The 21,649-nt window shown below is 63.0% G+C and carries 17 protein-coding genes; 3 read left to right on the top strand and 14 right to left on the bottom strand.

What is annotated here, in order from left to right:
* Together AC1M7R_RS22565 and AC1M7R_RS22560 are read left to right on the top strand one after the other, a co-directional pair.
* On the top strand, nt 1-1,812 hold the full coding sequence (locus AC1M7R_RS22565; RefSeq protein ID WP_072394743.1) for a hypothetical protein: 1,812 nt from the start codon (nt 1-3) through the stop codon (nt 1,810-1,812).
* 32 nt (nt 1,813-1,844) lie between these two features.
* Nucleotides 1,845-2,894 carry a hypothetical protein gene (locus tag AC1M7R_RS22560; RefSeq protein ID WP_072394742.1) on the top strand — a complete coding sequence of 350 codons (1,050 nt, stop codon included), beginning with the start codon at nt 1,845-1,847 and terminating at the stop codon, nt 2,892-2,894.
* A gap of 148 nt (nt 2,895-3,042) precedes the next feature.
* Here AC1M7R_RS22560 and AC1M7R_RS22555 read toward each other — a convergent pair whose 3' ends face one another.
* From AC1M7R_RS22555 to ydiJ, 3 genes are all read right to left on the bottom strand, one after another.
* Complete coding sequence (locus tag AC1M7R_RS22555; RefSeq protein ID WP_072394740.1) at nt 3,043-3,540, bottom strand: cytochrome P460 family protein; 498 nt, start codon at nt 3,538-3,540, stop codon at nt 3,043-3,045.
* A gap of 22 nt (nt 3,541-3,562) precedes the next feature.
* Complete coding sequence (locus tag AC1M7R_RS22550) at nt 3,563-4,636, bottom strand: alpha/beta fold hydrolase (RefSeq protein ID WP_072394738.1); 1,074 nt, start codon at nt 4,634-4,636, stop codon at nt 3,563-3,565.
* 261 nt (nt 4,637-4,897) lie between these two features.
* Nucleotides 4,898-7,954 carry a D-2-hydroxyglutarate dehydrogenase YdiJ gene (gene ydiJ, locus AC1M7R_RS22545; protein WP_072394736.1) on the bottom strand — a complete coding sequence of 1,019 codons (3,057 nt, stop codon included), beginning with the start codon at nt 7,952-7,954 and terminating at the stop codon, nt 4,898-4,900.
* 157 nt (nt 7,955-8,111) lie between these two features.
* On the opposite strand from ydiJ, the gene AC1M7R_RS22540 reads away from it, so the two are divergent.
* On the top strand, nt 8,112-9,014 hold the full coding sequence (locus tag AC1M7R_RS22540; RefSeq protein WP_072458427.1) for a LysR substrate-binding domain-containing protein: 903 nt from the start codon (nt 8,112-8,114) through the stop codon (nt 9,012-9,014).
* A 106-nt stretch (nt 9,015-9,120) separates the two neighbouring features.
* Here AC1M7R_RS22540 and AC1M7R_RS22535 read toward each other — a convergent pair whose 3' ends face one another.
* The 11 genes from AC1M7R_RS22535 to AC1M7R_RS22485 form a co-directional block, all read right to left on the bottom strand.
* On the bottom strand, nt 9,121-10,356 hold the full coding sequence (locus AC1M7R_RS22535; protein ID WP_072394732.1) for a saccharopine dehydrogenase family protein: 1,236 nt from the start codon (nt 10,354-10,356) through the stop codon (nt 9,121-9,123).
* 25 nt (nt 10,357-10,381) lie between these two features.
* Nucleotides 10,382-11,479, bottom strand: a complete 1,098-nt coding sequence (locus AC1M7R_RS22530; RefSeq protein ID WP_072394730.1) for a carboxynorspermidine decarboxylase — start codon at nt 11,477-11,479, stop codon at nt 10,382-10,384.
* A gap of 240 nt (nt 11,480-11,719) precedes the next feature.
* On the bottom strand, nt 11,720-13,063 hold the full coding sequence (locus AC1M7R_RS22525; RefSeq protein ID WP_103894240.1) for an NTP/NDP exchange transporter: 1,344 nt from the start codon (nt 13,061-13,063) through the stop codon (nt 11,720-11,722).
* Nucleotides 13,064-13,129: 66 nt separating this feature from the next.
* Nucleotides 13,130-14,173, bottom strand: coding sequence for an SDR family oxidoreductase (locus AC1M7R_RS22520; RefSeq protein ID WP_103894239.1), 1,044 nt, complete (start codon nt 14,171-14,173; stop codon nt 13,130-13,132).
* A gap of 44 nt (nt 14,174-14,217) precedes the next feature.
* Complete coding sequence (locus AC1M7R_RS22515) at nt 14,218-14,478, bottom strand: DUF2790 domain-containing protein (protein WP_072394724.1); 261 nt, start codon at nt 14,476-14,478, stop codon at nt 14,218-14,220.
* Nucleotides 14,479-14,730: 252 nt separating this feature from the next.
* Nucleotides 14,731-16,116, bottom strand: coding sequence for a heavy metal sensor histidine kinase (locus AC1M7R_RS22510; RefSeq protein WP_072394721.1), 1,386 nt, complete (start codon nt 16,114-16,116; stop codon nt 14,731-14,733).
* Nucleotides 16,116-16,820, bottom strand: a complete 705-nt coding sequence (locus AC1M7R_RS22505; protein ID WP_072430513.1) for a heavy metal response regulator transcription factor — start codon at nt 16,818-16,820, stop codon at nt 16,116-16,118. The genes AC1M7R_RS22510 and AC1M7R_RS22505 overlap by 1 nt, the downstream gene beginning before the upstream one ends.
* Nucleotides 16,821-16,968: 148 nt before the next feature.
* Nucleotides 16,969-18,240: an alpha/beta fold hydrolase gene (locus tag AC1M7R_RS22500; protein ID WP_083526329.1), complete on the bottom strand. Its 1,272-nt coding sequence runs from the start codon at nt 18,238-18,240 to the stop codon at nt 16,969-16,971.
* Nucleotides 18,241-18,258: 18 nt separating this feature from the next.
* Entirely contained in the window at nt 18,259-19,227 is a 969-nt protein-coding gene (locus AC1M7R_RS22495; protein ID WP_490609930.1) for an alpha/beta hydrolase fold domain-containing protein, read from the bottom strand.
* Nucleotides 19,224-20,249 carry a phosphoglycerate dehydrogenase gene (locus AC1M7R_RS22490; protein WP_165887574.1) on the bottom strand — a complete coding sequence of 342 codons (1,026 nt, stop codon included), beginning with the start codon at nt 20,247-20,249 and terminating at the stop codon, nt 19,224-19,226. Before AC1M7R_RS22490 ends, AC1M7R_RS22495 begins: the two co-directional genes overlap by 4 nt.
* 29 nt (nt 20,250-20,278) lie before the next feature.
* Nucleotides 20,279-21,565 (bottom strand): OprD family outer membrane porin, encoded by a 1,287-nt coding sequence (locus AC1M7R_RS22485; protein ID WP_490609929.1) that lies wholly within the window; start codon nt 21,563-21,565, stop codon nt 20,279-20,281.
* Nucleotides 21,566-21,649: the final 84 nt, after the last annotated feature.

The raw sequence follows: 21,649 nt of genomic DNA, 5'->3' as shown, positions 1-21,649 counted from the left end.
ATGAGCATCCTGAACGGACCCCGACTGAATTTCTGGGGCGGCATCCGCACCGATGTCAGCCTGCCGAACAACTCTCCCACCATTCCCTACAACGGCAACGAGGAGTGGCCGCTGTTCGACCTGACCACTTCGACCCTGGCGCCAGGGGCCCAGTCCTATACCGACGAGCAGTTGAACGACATGATCAACGCCCCCAACGGCACCTACTACACCGCCGGCGGCTGGAATCACTACGGGCAGCACGTCGTCGACATGCAGAACGCCCTGATCAGTTCCCAAGGCGCGCCAGGCGGCATCAGCACCACCGGCGATCTGGTGGGCCAGCCGGTCTACCTGCTCGGTTCGGTGGACCCGGTGACCGGCCAAGGGCCGGTGTCTGGCCCGATGATGGTGGACCTGGATCCCTCCGGAACGACGACCACGCAGATCTTCGTTGGTGGCCTGCAGATCGGCGGCAACAGTGACATCCAACTGCTGATCCACAGCAATACCGTGTGCAGCAGTCTCGACGTGGCGGTTCGTGTACTGCTCCCCAAATCAATGGACGCACCAGGCTCCTTCCACGCCAGCGGCACCTTCCAGCTGACCTTTCCCTTGAGCAGCATCGTCAGTTGGAACCAGAACAGCGCCGGGTTGCGCTCGATCATCCAGGCGCCGGGGGCGACGGGCATCGTCCTGCGTTTCGTCATGTTCGAGATGTGCCCGACGATGACCACCGAACAACTGGACGCCGATTATGCCGCCGGCAAATACACACCCAACCCGAGCATCGGCCGGGTCATCGGCACATTGGCCCCGGCCTTCGCCGATGAGCCGCTGAACTGTCAGCCGGGCCGGCAACTGGTCAACCAGGCGACCGGGGGCACCGGCTACGCCGAACTGGGGGAGAAAAACGGTTACCTGAGCATCGACATGGTGAACGTCATCCCCAAGGAAACCTTCCGGGCTGTCCGGGACGACATCACCAGCCCCATAGGGCCCAACGCCGACTACGGCCCCGTCACCTTCACCGCCGGCACCACCACCCTGGCGACCCTTGAACCGACCAGCCGCTTCCTGTCCGACTACTACGTCTATGGCGGTATCGTCGACCTGCCCATGACCTTCGATCAGCAGCAGGCCGTGCAAACCAGCGCCCTGGCGATCAATGCGCCCGGCAAGGTCGCCACCACAACGCTGCAAGCCACCGAATCGACCTATCGGGTCTACGCCGACCAGCGCAACGTCTATCTGGATGACTACCCCAACGGACTGTCGATCACCCTGCAAGTCCGCTACCTGGGCGGCCCGGTGACCAGCACCACCGAAATCGGCCTGCAAGCGGGACCTTCTGCGGTGTATACCGATCCGCAATATTGGGACTTCCTCGACTTCCCCGCCTCGCTCACCTTGGACAGCGGCCAGTTGTCGGTCAGTTTTCCCGTCACCCTCAAACCGGACAGCGCCGCCCAGGCGGGCTTCGTCGCACTGACCTACACGGCCAACGGCAGTGCGGCCAGTGCCTACTTCACCAACATGCGCAAATACGCCCAGACCGATTTCGGCATCCCCACGGGCACCACCATCACCTGGCCGCTGATGTATCCCAACGTCCTGCGTTTCCATTACCTGGCCTTCCCCGCGATGTCGCGCTACGTCCCGTTGAACCAGCCCGACGCAATCATGGGCGCGAAGAATGCCATTCTCGCCCGGACCTCGGACGCCTACAAAGGCACCACATTGTTCATGCCCGTGGTGCGTTCCATGTCGCCCTGCCAGCGGGCGCTGCTGCGGGCCTACCTCACCGGGGAACCGTGGCAAGCGCCGCAGTGATCACGCCCCCTTGCCCCATGGAGAGAGCCCCCATGCCCATCCAGATCCCGGCGCAGCCCAACGAAACCCTGCGCCCCAGCACCCTCATCGCCGAGGGCCTGCTGAACCCTCGCGGCGTCTGCGTGCAGGTCGATGGCAGCCTGCTGCTGGCCGAGGCCGGTTCCGGCCTGCCGCAGCAGACCTTCAGCGGTCGCATCACGCGCTGGCGTCCCGATCCCCATGTACCCGGTGCCTATCTGCCGCCGGAGGTCGTGGCAGACGGCTTGCGCGCCATGAACATGCAGGCGCGCATGTTGCGCGATGAAATCATGGGCCTGTCGGATATCGCCTGCGGCGAGGGACGCTGCCTGGCCAGCCAGACCGACTACGTCGACGGATCAAGGCTGCTGGACCTGCAATACACGCCGCCCGAACCGGTGTTTCACAGCCGCGGCAATCTGAACGCGCTGTGTTACCACCCCTCTCGCCACAGTTGGCTGGCCGTCAAACCCGATACCAACCAGTTGGTGGAGTTCGTCATCGGACAGGACGAACGCGTGTTGGTCCAGTTGCCCGAACTGGCGCAAGGCCAGGAAGCCGTACCGGTGACCCTGGTGTACGAACCGGCGACGGATGCCGTGCTGATCAGCCTGTTTTCCGGCGAACTGCGAGGCGACCCAAGCCGCAGAGGCATCGACTTCGCCGACAAGGCCGGCCAGGTCATTCGGGTCCACCCCGACAGCGGGCAGATCGAACGGCTGATCAGCGGCTTGCAACTGCCCACGGGCGTGGCGCTCTGCCCGAGAGGGAACGTGTTGGTGCTGGAGCTCTGCGACAGCCTGCAGCAACCCCTGCTGCCCGACTGGAACGGCGAGGTCCGGCATGGTGGCTTCACCCGGTTCTCGGGCCGGCTGTTGAGCTGCAATCTGCAGACAGCCCAGGTCGATGTACTGGCCCGGAATCTCGATACCCCGTCCAACCTGTGTGTGGTGCAGCACGCCGTGCTGGTGAGCGAAGGCATGGGCCTGATCGGAAGACCGTTGCCCACGCCAGACCATCAGATCGTCCCACTCAGTGGCAGGCTTCGCCGGGTATCGCTCTGATCGACCGCGCGGCGGGGCACTCCTGTCCCCGCCGCCGTCGATGCCCTGGAATGGAAAACGCTTCCAAGGCAGGCTCGTCTACCATCCCCGGCCGCTACCGTGAACAGGCAGCCAGGCTGCGGTCAGCCGGAACAGGATACGAATCGAGTCATGGCGCCCATCGCGTGAAGACGAAGTCATGGTTCTGCACGCGCGCCTGGTGACAGGCGAAGCAGGTCTGGTGCTGTGCTTCATCGGCGGGCTTGCCGTTGATGAAGCGACCGAACCCCCAGCCACCGGTCGATGCGTACTTGCTGGAGTCCTTGACCATGACCTGGACGGTGGTGGCCGCGCCGGGAATGGACGCCGGTTCGAACTCCGGCGACTGGACGTGTTTCCAGGCCAGCTTGACCAGCACCGTGCCGTCGGGGAATGGCAGCGTAGACGCCTGGTAGGCCTTGATCGCCAGGTCATTGCCCAATACGGCCCGGAGTTCGTCCAAGGGCGCGGCCTCCTGTGCCGGCGCCACGAGCGCCCATTGGCGGTAGCCGTCGGGCAGCTTGACGCCGTAGATGGGTGAGACATCGCCGCCGCCCGTGTCGCCCAAGGCGACGCCGGCGAAGGTGGCCATGGCGGCAGTCAGCAAGGTCAGGTATCGGATTTTCATCATCGATCTCCTTGTACCCCACTCACAGATGATCGGCATCGATCACCGCCTGGGCGAAAGCCTGCGGGGCCTCCTGCGGCAGGTTGTGGCCGATGCCACCGCTGATCAGGCGATACTCGTACTTGCCGGTGAAGCGCTTGGCATAGGCCTCGGCAGGCGGATGCGGTGCCCCGTTGGCATCGCCTTCGAGGGTGATGGTCGGCACGCCGATGGACGGGAACGTCGCCAGTTTCTTCTCCAGCGCATCGTAGCGGGCTTCGCCCTTGACCAGGCCCAGGCGCCAGCGATAGTTGAAAATGGTGATGGCGGCATGGTCGGGGTTCTGCAAAGCGGCGGCGCTTCGGTCGTAGGTGGCGTCATCGAAGTTCCACTTGGGCGAGGCCAGTTTCCAGATCAGCTTGGCGAAGTCATGGGTATTCTTCTCATAGCCCAGACGACCACGCTCCGTCGCGAAGTAGAACTGATACCACCACTGCAACTCGGCGGCCGGCGGCAGCGGCGCCTTGCCCGCCGCCTGGCTGCCGATCAGGTAACCACTGACGGCGACCAGCGCCTTCACCCGCTCCGGCCATAGCGCCGCGACGATGTCGGCCGTGCGTGCGCCCCAGTCATAGCCACCGAGCACCGCCTGCTTGATGTTCAGCGCGTCCATGAAGTCGATCAGATCCTTGGCGAGGGCAGCGGGTTGACCGTTACGCACGGTCCTGGCCGAAAGAAAACGCGTATCGCCATAACCCCGGGCATACGGAATCAGCACCCGATAGCCCTTCTCCGCCAGCGCCGGCGCCACGTCGGCGTAACTGTGGATGTCGTAGGGCCAGCCGTGCAGCAGGATCACCACCGGCCCGTCCGCAGGCCCGACTTCGGCATAGGAGACATCCAGCAGGCCCGCCTTGACATGCTTCAGGGGACCGAACGAAGTGTGACTGCCCGGGGTAATGGCGCCGATGGTGCTGGCCGGTACTTCGGCGGCGCTCGCCTGCGCCGAGGCAGCGCCCAGGGCGCCCAGTTGCAGCAAGGCAATCGCCAGGACAGACGGCGCGAGCAGACGCCGAAGGCGCGGTGAAAAGGTTGGGGTCGACAGAGTCGTGGCCATGGTGAATCTCCCGTGGGGACGGCAAGTAGCGGTTCGAAATGTGAGATCGGTTGGAAGCGGTTCGCCAACGGATTTACCCGAGGCAAGACGGCCCTGCGCTGTCTCGATGAGATCATTTGATGCCGGGGAGGTGTCTCGGATGTGTCACGGCGGCCCGTTTAAGCAACAGTCCGTATCGATGCGGGGTTTTGTTACATAGAGATACAAAAGCGATCGAGGCGCTTCCAGGGCTGTTGCAGCCCTGGGTATCGCACGGCAGGTCTATCGGTCAGCGCCGGCCTGCTCTCTCACACGGGCCAACACGACCTGCAGGGGGTGCAGCACCGTTGTGCCCTCCTGGCGCTTGATCTGGCTACGGCAGGAATACCCATCGGCAACGACTCGCCCCGTGCGGTTGAGCCGCTTGATGAGCGGTTTCCAGGACTGTCCGTAGATCGTGTCCGATGTCGTGGCATTGCGTGCTTCGTGACCGTAGGTCCCCGACATGCCGCAGCAGCCACTGGCTGGGACCTGAAGGGTCAGCCCCATGCGTTCGAATATCTTCTGCCACAACGCGACACTGCCCGGCTCGTTGGTCTTTTCCGTGCAATGGGGAAGGAACTGGTAAGGCTCATCCGTCTGCGTGACCTGCGTGTGCGGCATTACACTGGCCAGCCACTCTTGCGCGAGCAGCACCCGAGGCGCCACGTCGCCCGCGGCCTTGGTGTATTCCTGTCGATAGACCAGGGTCATCGCCGGATCGAGTCCCACCAATGGAATCCGGTAGTGCTGCAGGCTCGACAGCGTCTGCCCGTTGAAGTTGGCGGCCTTTTCGAACGCCTTGAGGAAACCCTGGACCTGGAGCGGCTTGCCATTGGGCGCGTACGGGGCCAGGTAGACCTTGTAGCCAAGCCGAGCAATCAATTCCAGCCAGTCAACCAGCAACGGGGTTTCAAAGAAACGCGTGAAGGCATCCTGGACGAGGATGACGCTTTTCTCTCGCTGCTCGTCTGACAGCGCGGCTAGACGTTCAGGCGTCGCGGCCTCCACGCCCCATGTCCGACAAGCGGCCGTGAAGTCCACCAGGCTGAGCAGCGGACTGTCCACCATCCCGGCGGCCCGTTCGAGTACCCAGCGAACCGGCCGTGCGCCCATGACGAAATTGTAGAGGCGCGGCATCCTGGCGATATGGGGCACCGTATATTCCAGGGACCCGATCAGGTAGTCCTTGAGGGGGCGCAGATAGCGGCTGTGGTAGAGCTCGAGGAAACGCGAACGAAACTCCGGCACGTTCACCTTGACCGGGCATTGGCCCGCGCATGACTTGCAGGCCAGGCACCCGGCCATTGCCTCATAGACTTCGTGGGAAAAATCCCGCTGCCCCATTTTCTGCGCCAGGCTGTTGATAGCGCGACGGGCCATGCTCCAGGGGGCGGCGGCCCGCAGCCGGTCGCTCGCAGCCAGGACATCGACACCCTCCAGCCCCTGCCGCCTCAGCCATTCGCGTATCAACGATGCCCGGCCTTTCGGAGAATGGACTCGATTGCGCGTGGCTTTCCACGACGGGCACATGGCGTCATCGGGGTCGAAGTTGTAGCAGGCGCCGTTGCCGTTGCAATGCACCGCCGCGTCATAGCTTTTCCAGACGCGCTCATCGATGGTCCGATCCAGCTCGCCGCGCAACGTCACTTCGTCAACCCGAGTCAGGCGCGCGCCGGGAACCGTCGCCGGCGTGGCGATCTTGCCTGGGTTGAGTTGGTTGTTGGGGTCGAAAGCCGCCTTGAGCGCCTGCAAGGCCGGGTACAGGTCACCGAAATAGTCCGGCACATACTGCGACCTCAAGCCCTTGCCATGTTCGCCCCACAGCAACCCGCCATATTTCTGGGTCAGGGCCGCGACGGCATCGGAGACAGGCGGGACCAGGGCCGCCTGGGCAGGGTCCTTCATGTCCAGGATCGGGCGCACATGCAGCACGCCGGCATCGACGTGGCCGAACATTCCGTACTGCAAGCCATGGCTGTCCAGCAGGGCCCGAAACTCGAGGATGAAATCCGCGAGATTTTCGGGAGGCACAGCGGTGTCTTCGACAAACGGCTGCGGCCTGGCCTCGCCCTTGACGTTGCCCAACAGGCCCACCGCGCGCTTGCGCATCGCATAGACCCGCTTGAGCGCATCGGCACCGATGGCCAGCGTATGGCCCAGGCGCACCACCGAGGTATCGCGCTGCAAATGCTGCACGAATTCGTGGACCCGCTGCTGGAGCGCCTCTTCGTCGTCTGCGCTGAATTCAATGAGGTTGATCCCCAGCGTCGGCCTGGCGGGGTCTTCAGGGAAATACTCGGCGACGCCGTGCCAGACGATATCGTTCATCGCCAGCATCAGCACCTTGGAATCCACGGTCTCGATGGACAGCGGCTTCATCGCCATCAGTGCCTTGGCGTCTCGCAAGGCGTCCATGAATCCGGCATAGCGCACGTTCACCAGGATGGAATGCCTGGGGATGGGCAGGACGTTGAGTTTTGCCTCGACGATAAAGCCCAGGGAGCCTTCGGAACCGCAAAGCACGCTGTTGAGATTGAAGCGCCCGTCGGCTTCACGCAGGTGAGCCAGGTCATAGCCCGTCAGGCAGCGATTGAGTTTCGGAAAGGTGGTCTCGATCAGTTCGGCCTGGGTAGCGACGATGTCCAGGGCGCATTGGTAGACCTGCGCGACCCGATCGCCGCGACCGGCCAGCGCAGACAGTTGCGCCCCATCCATGGGCGAACTGGTGAAGCAGGCGCCCCCCAGCAACACCGTCGACAATTCAAGGACATGATCGCGGGTCTTGCCGTAGGTGCAACTGCCCTGGCCGCTGGCATCGGTATTGATCATGCCTCCGACGGTGGCGCGATTCGATGTCGAGAGCTCCGGCGCGAAGAACAACCCATGGGGCTTGAGCGCCGCATTCAACTGATCCTTGACCACGCCACTCTGCACCCTGACCCAACGCTCCTCGACGTTGATCTCCAGGATGCCGTTCAGATGACGGGACAGGTCCACCACCACCCCATCGGTCAGCGACTGGCCGTTGGTGCCCGTCCCTCCCCCGCGAGGCGTGAGCACCACCTGGCTGTGCTCGGCCTGGCCGGCCAACCGCGACAATAGCTGCACATCCTGCACGTCGAGGGGAAACACTGCCGCCTGGGGCAGGCGCTGGTAGATGGAATTGTCGGTGGCCAGGACCGTCCGGTCGCCAAGGTCGCGGGCGATCTCGCCGCGAAACCCCGCAGCCTGGAGCGCGTTCAAAAAAGCGTCATAAGTCGCTTCCTGGGCAGAGGAAGGCGCTAACCGGGCAATCATGATGGGATTCCTGCAGGCTAAAAGCTAATCTATGCATTCTTATTACGCATGCTCAGGACAAGCCAAGCTGAACAGGCGCATGTGATTTCGCTGATTCTTGCGGCTATTGGTCCTTGAGACAAACGTAATTCCTGCTGGTTTTGCATGAGCGTTATGAATGAACCCGAGAAGATTGACGCCTTCGATGTCGCTGTTGATCGCCTTCGAAGCAGCCGCCCGTCATGGCAGCTTCACCAAGGCCGCCGACGAGCTGGCATTGACCCAGAGCGCTGTCAGTCGCCAGGTGCAGACCCTGGAGGCGCAACTTGAAATCGAATTGTTCAGGCGCGAGGGTCGGAAGATCGAATTGACGGCGGCCGGGGCCCTGTACCAGCACGAACTGACGGCGGCACTGGGTCGCATTCGAAGCGCTACATTGCAGGCCATTTCGTACAGCAGCAACGACGGCCCCCTGAACCTGGCGGTGCTGCCGACCCTGGGTTCGAAATGGCTGCTGCCACGCATGCATGAGTTCTATGCCCGGCATCCCGGGATACTGGTCCACATCCACTCCCGGATCATCCGCGAGGATGTCCAGGCATCTACCCAGGACATGAACGCGATCATCTGCGCCGGTCACGGCGAGTGGCCCGGCTACATCGCCCATGAACTGTTCCCGGAAAGACTGGTGGTGGTCGCCAGCCCCACGGCACTGCCCGAATATCGCACCCTGTCCCCCAAGGACATCACCGGACAGGTACTGTTGAACGTCGTATCGAGGCCCAGCGTCTGGCCGGACTGGTTCGACGCCCATGGCCTGGACCACCGGCACATGAGGTCCGGCCCCGGCTTCGAGCTCACGGCGCACCTGATCCAGGCGGTGTCCGCAGGCATCGGCATCGGCTTGATCCCCCACATCCTGGTGCAGGACGAATTGAAGCGCGGCGAACTGGTCGCCCTGTCCGAACCGATGCAAAGCGGGCGCAGCTACTTCCTCGCCTACCCGTCCCGCTACCAGCACCTGCCCTCGCTGAAGGCCTTCAGCCAGTGGCTGTTGTCACTACCGCTCCCCGATCAATGAGCCCTGGCGGTCGTGCAAAAAAAAATGGACCTCTTTTCAGAGGTCCATTTTTTTCACGGCCAGGTACGAGAAACGAGATTCACCTGGTCAGGGAATCTCAAGCGTCTCAGTTCCAGGGACGGTCTCCATGTTCGTCCTTGATGCGGGTCGGCAGGCCCATCACGTCCAGCGCCTTGAGGAAAGCCTCGGCGGGCAACTCCTCGACGTTGACCATGCGCTGCACGTCCCATTCGCCACGGGCAACCAGCAAGGCGGCAGCCACTGGCGGTACGCCGGCGGTATAGGAAATGCCCTGGCTATCGGTTTCCGCATAGGCTTCTTCGTGATCGGCCACGTTGTAGATGAACACTTCGCGCGGCTTGCCATCCTTGGTGCCCTTGACCAGGTCGCCGATGCAGGTCTTGCCGGTGTAGCCGGGCGCGAGGGAGCTCGGATCAGGCAGCACGGCCTTGACTACCTTGAGCGGCACGACCTCCAGCCCTTCGGCGGTCTTGACCGGTTGTTCCGAGAGCAGGCCGAGGTTCCTGAGCACGGTGAACACGTTGATGTAGTGCTCGCCGAAGCTCATCCAGAACCGCACGTTGGGCACGCCGAGGTTCTTGGACAGGGAATGCACTTCATCGTGACCGGTCAGGTAGAGATTCTGCGACCCCACGACCGGCAGGTCGTCGGTACGCTTGACCTCGAACATGGTGTTGCTGGTCCACTCACTGTTCTGCCAGCTCCACACTTGTCCGGTGAATTCGCGGAAATTGATTTCCGGATCGAAATTGGTGGCGAAATACTTGCCATGGGAACCGGCATTGACGTCGAGAATATCGATCGAGTCGATCCGGTCGAAATACTGTTGTTGCGCCAGTGCCGCGTAGGCGTTGACCACACCCGGGTCGAAACCCACGCCGAGAATGGCCGTGATGTTCTTCTGCTGGCATTCTTCGAGGTGCTTCCACTCGTAGTTGCCGTACCAGGGCGGCGTCTCGCAGATCTTGCCCGGTTCTTCGTGAATGGCGGTGTCCAGGTAGGCCACGCCGGTATCGATGCAGGCGCGCAGCACCGACATGTTGAGAAAAGCGGAGCCGACGTTGATGACGATCTGCGATTCGGTCTCGCGGATCAGCGCCTTGGTCGCCTCGATGTCCAGGGCGTCCAGGGCGAAAGCCTTGATTTCAGCGGGTTGTTTGAGGCTACCCTTGGCCTTGACGCTGTCGATGATGGCCTGGCATTTGGAGATGTTGCGCGACGCGATAGCAATACGACCGAGTTCATCGTTGTGCTGCGCGCACTTGTGGGCCACCACCTTGGCGACACCTCCTGCACCAATGATAAGAACGTTCTTCTTCAATTTTCTCAATTCTCCTTTGCGCCAGTTACGAGAGGCTGGACAGATAGTCTTCGAACCCAAATTCACGAACCACCTCGACACTACCGTCGAGTTGTTTCACTACGATGGATGGCATTTTCAAACCGTTGAACCAGTTTTTCTTGACCATGGTGTAACCCGCCGCGTCGATGAACGACAGTCGATCGCCGATGGCCAGCGGACGATCGAATTGGTATTCGCCGAAGATGTCTCCGGCCAGGCACGACTTGCCGCATACCATGTAGGTGTGCTCGCCCTCGCTGGGCGCCAGCTTGGCGTTCAGGCGATAGATCAGCAGATCGAGCATGTGGGCTTCGATGGAGCTGTCCACCACGGCCAGGTGCTTGCCGTTGTAGAGGGTGTCGAGCACGGTGACTTCCAGCGAAGCGCTCTGGGTGATCGCCGCCTCGCCCGGTTCCAGGTAGACCTGCACGCCATACTTCTCGGAGAACGCCTTGAGGCGTGCGCAGAATGCGTCCAGGGCATAACCCTCGCCGGTGAAATGGATACCGCCGCCCAGGCTGACCCACTCGACCTTATGCAACAGATGACCGAAGCGTTCCTCGATAGTGCCCAGCATCTGGTCGAACAGGCCGAAATCGCCGTTCTCGCAGTTGTTGTGGAACATGAAGCCGCTGATCTGCTCGATCACCGCCTCGACCTTGACCGGATCCCACTCGCCCAGGCGACTGAACGGACGGGCCGGGTCGGCCAGCAGGTAGTCGGAGCTGCTCACTTGCGGGTTGACCCGCAGGCCGCGCACCTTGCCTGCGCAAGCCTGGGCGTGACGCTGCAGCTGGCTGATGGAGTTGAAGATGATCTTGTCGCAATTCTCGATCATCTCCTCGACCTCGTCGTCGGCCCAGGCCACGCTGTAGGCATGGGTCTCGCCAGCGAATTTCTGGCGACCGAGCTTGAGCTCGTACAGCGACGAGGAGGTGGTGCCGTCCATGTACTGCTGCATCAGGTCGAACACCGACCAGGTGGCGAAGCACTTGAGCGCCAGCAGGGCCTTGGCCCCGGACTGCTCGCGCACGTAGGCGATCTTCTGCATGTTCGCCAGCAGTTTTTGCTTGTCGATGAGGTAGTACGGTGTCTTGATCATTTCGAGGCCCCCGGCAAGGCCAGCCAAAAAAGGATGCGCATTGTGCCTTCACTGGCCACAGATCGAAAGTGCAGCTTGCCGGATCGATTCGAAACACCCGCCAGGCGCCTGTCGCGCAAGCCCTCGCCAGAGCGCTCCCAGGCCCTGCGGGCGGTTTTGGCAAAAAAATGCCACTCATCGAGTGGCCTTTACCGTCACACAAGCCAGAACGGTGATTCGTCACTGGGTATTCACGCCGCCCTAGGTCTCGACGGCACTCATCCCCACGGGCGCCGTTTCCTGCCAGTCATCGGCCTGGCGCCCCAACTGCCAGCCCAGGTAGCCCCATAGCAGCGCGCACGCGGCGCCAATCACCGCCACCAGTGCGGCGCCCTGCCCCAGCATGTCCAGAAGGCTCTTGGCCCAGCCGCTCACGGCGTCGCCGCCACGATAGACCACGGTGTCGATGAAGTTCTTGGCCTTGTACTTGCTCTCGGCATCCAGGGGCGCGAAGAGCATTTCCCTCCCCGGCCGGACGAATGCGTACTCGCCGATCCGTCGCACGATCATCAACGTCGCCAGCAGCGCGAACCCGGGCGCCAGCGCCAGCCCCAGGAAGCCGACGCACATGATCAACGGCACGACCGCCAGCAACGTACGCACCCCCAGCCTGGGCGCGATACGCCCGCTGATGAACAACTGGGACACAAGCGCACCGGCCTGCACAATGATGTCGATGGTGCCGAAGACACGAACCTGCGCCTCACGATCCGGAAAATGCTCGTTCACCAGGCGCGCCTGTTCGAAATAGAGAAAGGTGCTGACCGTCGCCAGCAGCACCACGAACCCGGCGATCCCCAGCAGGTAAGGCGAGCGGAGCACGGCGCTCAGGCCGCTGAACGGATTGCCCCCCAAGGGCTGCCGGGGGCTCTGGGTCGGCGCGGCGCCTGGTCGCCCGGCCCCACCGGTCTCACGCCATCTCATCAGCGTCCGCTTCAGCACCAGCGTGGCGCCGAGCAACAGGGCCGCGATCAGCATCAACCCCGAAGCGCCCACCAGGCCGATGAGCGCCGCGCTCAGTGCCGGCCCCAGCAGGCCGCCGATGCTGGCCCCCGCCGCGATGAAAGCGAACAGGCGCTTGGCCTGGCCGCTGTCGAACACATCGGCCATCAGGCTCCAGGCCACGGACACGACGAACAGGTTGTAGACCGATATCCAGACGTAAAAGACCCGGGCCAGCCAGACACTGTCCGGGGCGAACTGGAAGAACTCGACGAACAGCAAAAGGTTGATACCGAAGAAGCCATACACCCAGTCGATCAGGCGCAAGCGCGCAACCCGCGCGCTCAACCAGGCGAACAACGGAACGGCCGCCAGCATCACCAGGAAGGTCGCGGTGAACAGCCATTGCAGATTCTCCACACCGGCGGTGATCCCCATCGACTCACGGATCGGCCGCAGCATGAAATAACCGGCGAACAGGCAAAGGAACAGCAGGAAACCGCACAGCGCCGGACGCAGCTCATCGTCGCGGGCATTGATGGCGAGGCTCAGCCGGTGCAGATGCCGGTGCAGATGCCGGTGCAGATAGTTTGGCGCACTCATGAAAGCTCCAAAGGTAACAGGCCAGAGAAACAGGCACGGGGCGTACTCCCCGTGCCCGGGGTCGCTTCACGGATAGCTGACCCCTGTGAGCCGCTCGGACAGGGTCCAGAGCCGGTCGGCGTCCGCCGTCCGCGTAGCCGCTGCCGGCACCTTGGCGAACCCCAGCGGACCGCGTTTTTCTTCATCGCCCACCGGACCGTAGTAGGCCCCGCCGACAGCCTCGCGGGCCGTGGCCGCATACAGCGTGGGCAAGGCTCCCTGCGCAGCGGAGTGGTATTTGTCCCGATCCTCGGCCCAGCGCTGGCCGAACTCGCTGTTCAAGCCAGGGCCGCGCGCGATCAGTTCGGTGACCGCCACGCCGGGATGCGCCGCAATGCTGCGAATGCCCCAACCCTCGGCCTCGCTGCGCCGCTGCAAGGCAAAGGCCCAATGCAGGATGGCGAGTTTGGATTGCGCATAGGCCGCATAGGGCTGGTACGCCTGCTCGGACTGCAGGTCGTCGAAGTTCATCGCCCCGCGACCGGCGGCAATACTTGAAAGGCTCACCACCCGGGCGTCCTGGCTTTGCCGCAACAAGGGCACCAGCAGGCCGGTCAGGGCGAAGTGTCCCAGGTAGTTGGTTGCCAGCTGCATTTCAAAACCGTCGGCCGACGTACCTCGCTCGGGAGGCGCCATGATGGCGGCGTTATTGATCAACACATCGAGGCGGGGCAAGCGCTGATTGAGCTTTTGCGCCAGCTCGCGCACCGAGGACAGATTGGCCAGGTCCACGGACTCGAACTGCACCCTGGCGTCGGGCACCGCTTGCCGGATCCGCGCGATGGCCTCCGCGCCCCGCTCCGGGTTGCGCGCGGCGATGATGACTTCGGCACCGGCACGCGCGAGTGCCAGCGCATCCTCGTAGCCCATGCCGCTGGTGCCGCCGGTGACCAGGATGATCCGGCCATCCTGGGAGGGCATGTCCCGCGTCGACCACTGCGGTTTCGGCGCGGCAGTATCAGCCGCTTCGATGCTCACCGCACCGAGCAACGTGACGCCGACGGTAAGCCCTCGGGCCAGTTTCACGAGTCGGCCCACAGGGCCCGTTGCAGATGTTGTCGTATTCCACATGATTGGAGATCTCTGTTCGAAGGATGAACTGCACCCGCACACGCTCACTGAAGCGTGCAGGCCTCGGTCAACTGCAGGAAGCTGACCTGCTCTGTACTGCCCTGGGTGTTCACGTAGGTCATATGGGCGCGCACGACCTCGCACGTTCGCGAGGGGGGTACCTCGATGCGAACGACCTTGGCGATATCCAGGGGCATGCCGTATTCATAGGCCGGGGCCCGCGTCTGTTCCTTGGCGAACAGTGACGGGCTGCCCAGGGGGACGACGGCCAGCAGACCGATGATGGAAACGGTTCGAATGTTCATGGTGCTCTCCACGACTGTCCTTTACCGGGATGGTGGTAGCACTCTAGGGAGTAGAGACTGACGTCAGGGTGACTGCTGACTGACAGGAAGATGTCAAACGCCGGGGTTCGCCGCACCAGGCTCTTTACGAAGAGCCTCGAGCCGAAGGTCAGGCAAGGGGATAACGGCCGAGCAAGCGCAGTGGGCTGGCGTGCATGAGCGTTACGGCGCGGTTTTCAACGCAGCATCAACGGGTATCAAGGCTTACAGCGCCTAGACCGAATCGTGGGGCAAGGCCTGGCTCATCAGGGAAAACCCGAAGGTATTGAAGCCGTCCTTGCTATGGGCGAACACGCGTCCACCGTGCATGGACGCCACCGCCCGCACGATGGAGAGGCCCAGGCCATGATGCGCATCGCTTCGCGCCCTGGCGGCGTCGGCGCGATAGAAACGCTCGAACAGATGTTCCAGGTGCACGGTGTCGATGGGATCGCCCGCGTTGGAAACGCTCACCTCTACCTGTATCCCCTGGCTCACCAAATTCACCGTGATAGTGCTGGCCGGCACTGCGTAGCGCGCGGCGTTCTGCAACAGGTTGGCCAGGGAGCGGTGGAACAGCCGTCGGTCGATGCGCGCACGCATATCGCCCGTGACCACCACGTTCAACTGCCGGTCGAGCAGGACCGGCTCCAGGTACTCAACGGTCTTGCTCGCCTCCTCGTACAACGAGACATCGCTGAGCTCGGTCGCCCGCTGCCCGCTTTCGGCGCCGGCCAGGAACAACATGTCGTTGACCAGGGTGGCCATGCGCTCCAGCTCTTCGAGGTTGGACTGCAACAGATCCTGGAGCTCACCGACGTCGCGCCCGTGGGCCAGGGCGACCTGGGTCTGCCCGATCAGGTTGGTCAAAGGCGTGCGCAGTTCGTGGGCCACATTGGCGTTGAACCCTTCGAGCTGGCACCAGGCGGCTTCCTGGCGAGCCAGGGCACCGTTGAACGACACCGCCAGCTCCTGCAATTCGCCCGGCAATGCCTCGGTGTCCAGCCGCTGCTTCGAATCCCCCGGCGGCAGGCTGTTGGCCTGCCTGCTCAGGCGCCTCACCGGCCCCAGGCCGAAACGGGCGATCCAGTAGCCAAGCAGCGCCACCAGCACAACGCCCACGGCTGAAATCAGGATCAGGATCTTGGTGAAGTGTCCCAGGGTCTTCATGAACGGCGTCGAATCCAGCCCCACGATAAAGCGCAGTTCCGGACGGCTGCCCAGGGCGGGAATAGTCTTGACCAGCAACATCATCGGGCGAGCCCGATCCGGTATTTCCAGGGTGGAGAAGCCTTCCGGACGCTTCGACCAGTCCTGGCCATCCGGCATCTGCCCGCCGTAGCTGTAGGCCGGATTATCCACCACCACCCAGTAGCGCACCCGTTCATCGGCAGGCGTCAGGCCATCCAGCTTTTGTCGCAGGCCGACCCAGAACGCCGGCGAGTCGTATTTGGCGAGCACCGGATCGAGCACGGAATGGCGCAGGATCAGCTCGTTCTGCATCTGCTCGTTGAGCGACTGCTTCAACGAACAACGCAGCAGCGTTGCGCTGACCGAGGTGATCAGCATGGCGGCCAGGGCAAACATCAGGGCCAGCCGCCGGGCAATCGATCGCTTCATCATCGCTGTCCGACCTGCCGGCCATCGCTGTCGCGACTCTCCAGCACGTAGCCCATGCCACGGACAGTGTGCAGCAGCTTGCGCGGATACGGCGCGTCGACCTTGGCCCGGACGCGCTTGATCGCGACCTCGACCACATTGGCGTCACTGTCGAAGTTCATGTCCCAGACCTGCTCGGCAATCATCAGCTTCGACAGGATCTCGCCCTGATGCCGCGCCAACAGGCTCAGCAGGCAGAACTCCTTGGCCGTCAGGTCCAGGCGCAGCCCGCCCCTGGTCACCTTGCGCGCCTGCAGGTCGACCTCCAGGTCATCGATGCGCAGATGCGTCAGGTCGGCGGTGTCGCCGGCGCGACGCCGTATCAGGGCCTGGACCCGTGCCACCAGCTCGGCGAACGAAAAGGGTTTGCCCAGGTAATCGTCCGCCCCCTCTCGCAGGCCGCGCACCCGGTCATCCACCGTGCCCCGGGCCGACAGCATGATGACCGGGGTGTTCTTGTGCAGGCGCAAGCCTTGTAGCACGTCGTAGCCGTCCTTGCCGGGCAGCATCACATCGAGGATCACCACGTCGTAATCCAGCTCCAGCGCATAGTGCAGGCCATCGATGCCGTTGTTCGCCACATCGACGATATAGCCCAGTTCGCTCAAGCCACGATGCACATAGGAAGAAGTCTTTTCTTCGTCCTCGACGATGAGCAGGCGCATCAGGTACTCCTCTGGAAGCGGGACAGGCAGGCGACCACAGCCTGCATCAAGCCATTCCCCAGTCTAGATAACGAAAGTGTCCGGAGGCTGACCGCTTCCTGACATTCCTGTCAGAAAGGCTCGATGGCCGTATGGCTTGTCCCCCGCCTCAATCGTCGTTGAAAGGCGCATGCGGGTTTCGCTCTCCGGGCGGACCGGGCCGCTCAAGGGCGCGACAGGTCGAGGCGAAACCTTGCCCAGCCAGTTGCCCCTGCACGAAGGCAAAAGCCTCGTTCAGCGAGCCATGCAGCACCCCATCGTGCCCCAACCCGTCATAGAGCCGCCAGGAAACCTGGTTGCCGGCGGCACATAACGCCGCTGCGACCGCGTACTGGCGCAGCGGCGCAATCGTCCGGTCAGCCTGGCCAGTGGCGATCAGCACGGGGAATGGAATCGCTGCCTGTGGCATATCCGTCGTTGGCATGCGCAGCGCATCCAAGGCTTCGGGGGTGACGGTCAGAAGCTGTGACACGGAGTCGACCCGCAGCTCGCGTGATTTGAGGGCGATTTCACGGGTGCAGCCCCGCCGGGCAACCTCGAGCAGTTCAAGGCCTTTGGGCGTCAGCAGGTCTTCGATCCGCGGTGCGTTTTCCCGCAGGCCACCGGAGGCCAGCGACAAAAAGATCGTGTTGGATTGGCGCGCCGGCAACGCCACGGGACCGTCGGGAAAGGTGCTGTTCGGGGCCGTGAGCACCGCGCCGAGGATATTGAGCTGCGGCGCGTAGGTCTCGGCGAGTATCGCCGCGCCCAGCGCCGCGCCGCCGCCCTGGGACTGCCCGGCCAGGAACACGCGATCGGAAATCACCTGGGGGCCGATTGCCCGCGCCGCCCGGATGGCATCCAGGATCGAACGGCCTTCCGCCTGCCAGAACGTATAGGGATGGGGCCCCGGTCCGCCCAAGCCCTGATAGTCCGTCGCGACAACCGCGAAGCCACGCTCCAGCCAGCGATTGACATAGGCTGCGTCGCGCTCGCGCAATCCGGTCCAGGAAGGGGCGCAGCGGTCGGCGATTCCCAGAGTGCCGTGTGCCCAAGCCAACAGCGGCCAACCTTCGGACGGCGGTGCAACGTCCGGGAGGAACAGCACCCCGCTCACGGGGACCTGCCCCGAGTGCCAGCGTTGGTCGGTGGAGGTGTAGAGGATGCGCATCGCTTGCGAGGCGGCCGGCATCGTTTCCTGCAATGCCAGCGGCTCTTTTTTCAGAACGACACCGGGCAGCGCGGGCATTGCATCGGACCACCGATAGAACGGGGAAAGCGTCATGTCGCCTGCCGAAGGACCGGTCACAAGCCTGCCGTCGGTGGCGGCCGTCACCGCCAGGCTGGCCAGAAACACCGGCGCAAGCCGCGCGGCCATGGCGAAGGTTCGAAAAACCAGCATTGGACATTCACCTGACAATCAAGGAAAAGCCAGCGCCTCGCGCAACGCGGCGCCCTGGGTACGGATCACCTGTCGCACCACCGGTGCCACTTCATTGAAACGGATAAACCCGTGGGGCATGTTCGCAAGCACATCCAAGTGTGTCGCCACACCGCAGCGCCGCAGCTTGTCCGCGAGTTCCTGGTTCCCGTCGAGTAACGGGTCCAGCGCTCCGACCACCAGGCGCACGGGTGCAAGGCCCGCCAGGTCAGCCAGGATCGGCTGCACTCGCCAGTCGCGTTCGTCATGGGCCAGGTAGCTCGCCCAATAGGCACTCATGGTTTCGGCCGAAAGGTTCTGCCCGCCGTATCCGCCGAATCGTCGCCACGAATCGGAGGTGACGTCCCTGGAGTAGCTGCCGTAGAACAGGACCAGCTGTCGCAACGCGTCCACTCCCGCGTCGCGCAGGGCAATGGCGGCGCCCAGGGCCAGGTTGGCGCCGGCGGAATCCCCCGCCAGTACATACCCGCGTACCGGAAAATCGGTGACAGCGTTCAGGCGGATGACCCGGCTCACGATGGAGACCACCTCGTTGAACGCCACAGGAAACCGGTATTCCGGCGACAGCGCATAATCGATGGACAGCACCGCCAGGCCGCTGTCGCGCACGAACTGGCGTAAAGGTGCGTCCCAGCCGTTGAGCGATCCATGCCGAAACCCTCCGCCGTGACAGTAGAACATCAGCGTCGGCGTCTCTTCGGCCTGCGGCCAATACAGCTTGCACGCCACCCGGCGACGGTTGACGCAGAACCCCAGCGTGCGCTCATAGGACAGCGGCACGCTGCCCTGGGTCGCCCAGGCGTTGATCCGCTCCAGTTGGGCCCGGACGCTTTGCACATCCCCGTGAATGACAGGAAGCAGGTCCAGTTCATGCAGGGTCGTCGCGACGGCAGCCAGATCGGGATGTACCTGGGGGTCAGCGGCCGCCGACGGGCTTGCACGGCTCATGGCGTGCCCCTTGGCACGGTGGCCGGCCGACCATCCGCGATGACGCAATGCCCGGGAGGATTGCCCCCCTGCAGGACCGCCATCGCGCACCGGGCAGCGATCAGATTGGTGCGATTGAGCCCTTCCACCGTGGAGGCCGCTACGTGCGGCGTCGCCACTACGTTGGCAAGCTGGATCAATTGTTCGCTGACGGCGGCAAGCGCCGGGTCCGACTCGCTTTCAAAAACATCGAGCCCCGCCCCCGCTATCAGGTCCTGTTGCAAGGCCAGCAACAAGTCCGCATCCCGCACCAACCCACCGCGTGCGGCATTGATCAGCACCGCGGAACGTTTCATCGACGCCAACGCCTGGCTGTCGATCATGCCCTGGGTCTGTGGGGTGAGCGGGGCGTGGAGCGTAATGAAATCGCTTTGCTTGAACAGGGTCTGCAGATCGACGAAACGACAACCCTGGCCGCTGCTTTCCAGTGCCTCATCCGGGTGAGGGGTATGGATCAGGGTCGTGACGTCGAACCCGGACAGGCGCTGCACCACCGCCCTGCCGATCCGCCCCAGTCCCACCACTCCGACGGTCTTGCCGTACAGATCGCTTCCCAGGGGAATCGTCCAGTCGCCGCCGGCCAGGCCCGCCTGGCATTGCTTGAGCCTGCGACAGACGGCAAGCATCAGCCCCACGGTATGATCGGCGACACTGGCGTCGTTTCCGCCAGGTGCGATGGTCGCCACCTTTCCCGTGGCGACCACCGCCGCCGTATCGACCCGCTCATACCCCACGCCTCGGCGAGCGATGACTTTCAGGCGCGGGAGTGAAGCCAACAGGTCGGCCGTCACGTTCGCATGCCCGACAATCCAGCCATCCGCTTCATTGAGCAGCTCGATCAATTGGCGTTCGTTCCAATGCCCCTCTGTTTGCCCGTGGGCAGGCTCGGCGATGACGACCTCGCAGTCGTTCGCCTGCAGGAAGGCGATGGCTGCGGGATCAAAAAAGCGTTGGGTGATCACTACTCTATGGCGAGGTTTCATCAGGGATTTCTCGATCGCTCAGTCGATGGTCAAAATGCGTAGTCCAGATACACGCGCGCTTCCGATCCGCTGACCACGTTATCCGGCTGGGCGGATACGAGGGCGACAAAATCCTCGTTGATCCGATAGTCGATATAGATCACGCCCACTGAAAGTCCGGAGTATTCCTTTTCATCGAATCGGTAATAGACGCGATATTCCTTTTGCCGCTCGCGCACATCGGTGCGTTGGCCGCTGAGGGGGTTGCCGGCGTCGAAATCGCCTTGCTTGTAGATGGCCATGGCCTTGAAGCCGTCCAGCGAAGCGCCGAACAACGAAAGGCCGGAGAGGTCGTATTCGGCACCGACCTGCCAGGTCCTTTCACCATCGTTATTGAAGTCATTGCCGGAGCGCGTCCAGGCATCCATCCTGCCGTCGACGTTGTCCGCATGATCGAAGTAGGCATAGCCCAATTGCCCGTTGCTCAACCGGGCTTTGGTTTCAGAAAAGGACACTCCCAGGCGTACCTTATCGAGCAGCAGCCCCAGGTTGATGTTCAGCCAACTGGCCTTGTCATCGTAGGCCGCCTGGCCTGCCGACCAGTCTCGCTCCCATATTGGCCCGGCCTTTTCGAATCGATAGTACTGGGTGTCCAGCACGACCCCGGCGCGCTTGCCAAGCGGTGCCTGCAAGGTCAGGCCATAACGGGTATTTTCATTGAAGTCCCGTGACACACCGTGATCGTAGCTCAGCTCGATGGCCTTCAAATCGTATTTGACGCCGTAGGTGTACAGGTCCTTTATTTCCTCCCCCGTCTGGCTCAGCAAGTGCTCGAATTCTTCCCGGTCCCGGGGCGAGCTCCTGTTGATGTACGCAGCTTCGAACCCCAGCGTTCCCGGCAGTGGGCCAATCCCCATGTTGGTGAAATTCAGATGGGTACGGGCGCCCTGGTAGGAGCCTGGAACGATCCGCGTATCGAGGCTCACCAGGGTGCCGGCATCGAAGCGGCCTCGCCCGATCTGGGCGTCGGCATTCCATCCGTCCCCCACATGGCGCGCCTTCAGATAACCTTGCCCGAGCTTCGCGAAGCCGCCATTGGTTCCATCGGTGTCGTCGAACAGATCCCGGCCGTTGTCTTTCGAGTCGAGCATCGCCACAGCGTAGAGAGAGGCATCGAAGCCCACGATTCCGGCCCAATAGTTGGAGTTGTAATCAACGATCGCCCCGACTCCGGTCCCGCCCAGTTCATTGCCATCCGGAAATCCACCGAAACGGTCTTCGATCAAGTCGTTGGATATGCGCGTATTGATATAGACAGAACGAAGATATGCATTCAACTTGCCTTCATGCTGAAACCGGTCCGGATAACTGATGGCGGCTGCCAGGCAACTATCCGATATAACAACCATTGAACAAAAAGC

It is taken from the genome of Pseudomonas sp. MS01C9, from assembly GCF_058202755.1.
This window is presented reverse-complemented; position numbering and strand designations above follow the sequence as displayed.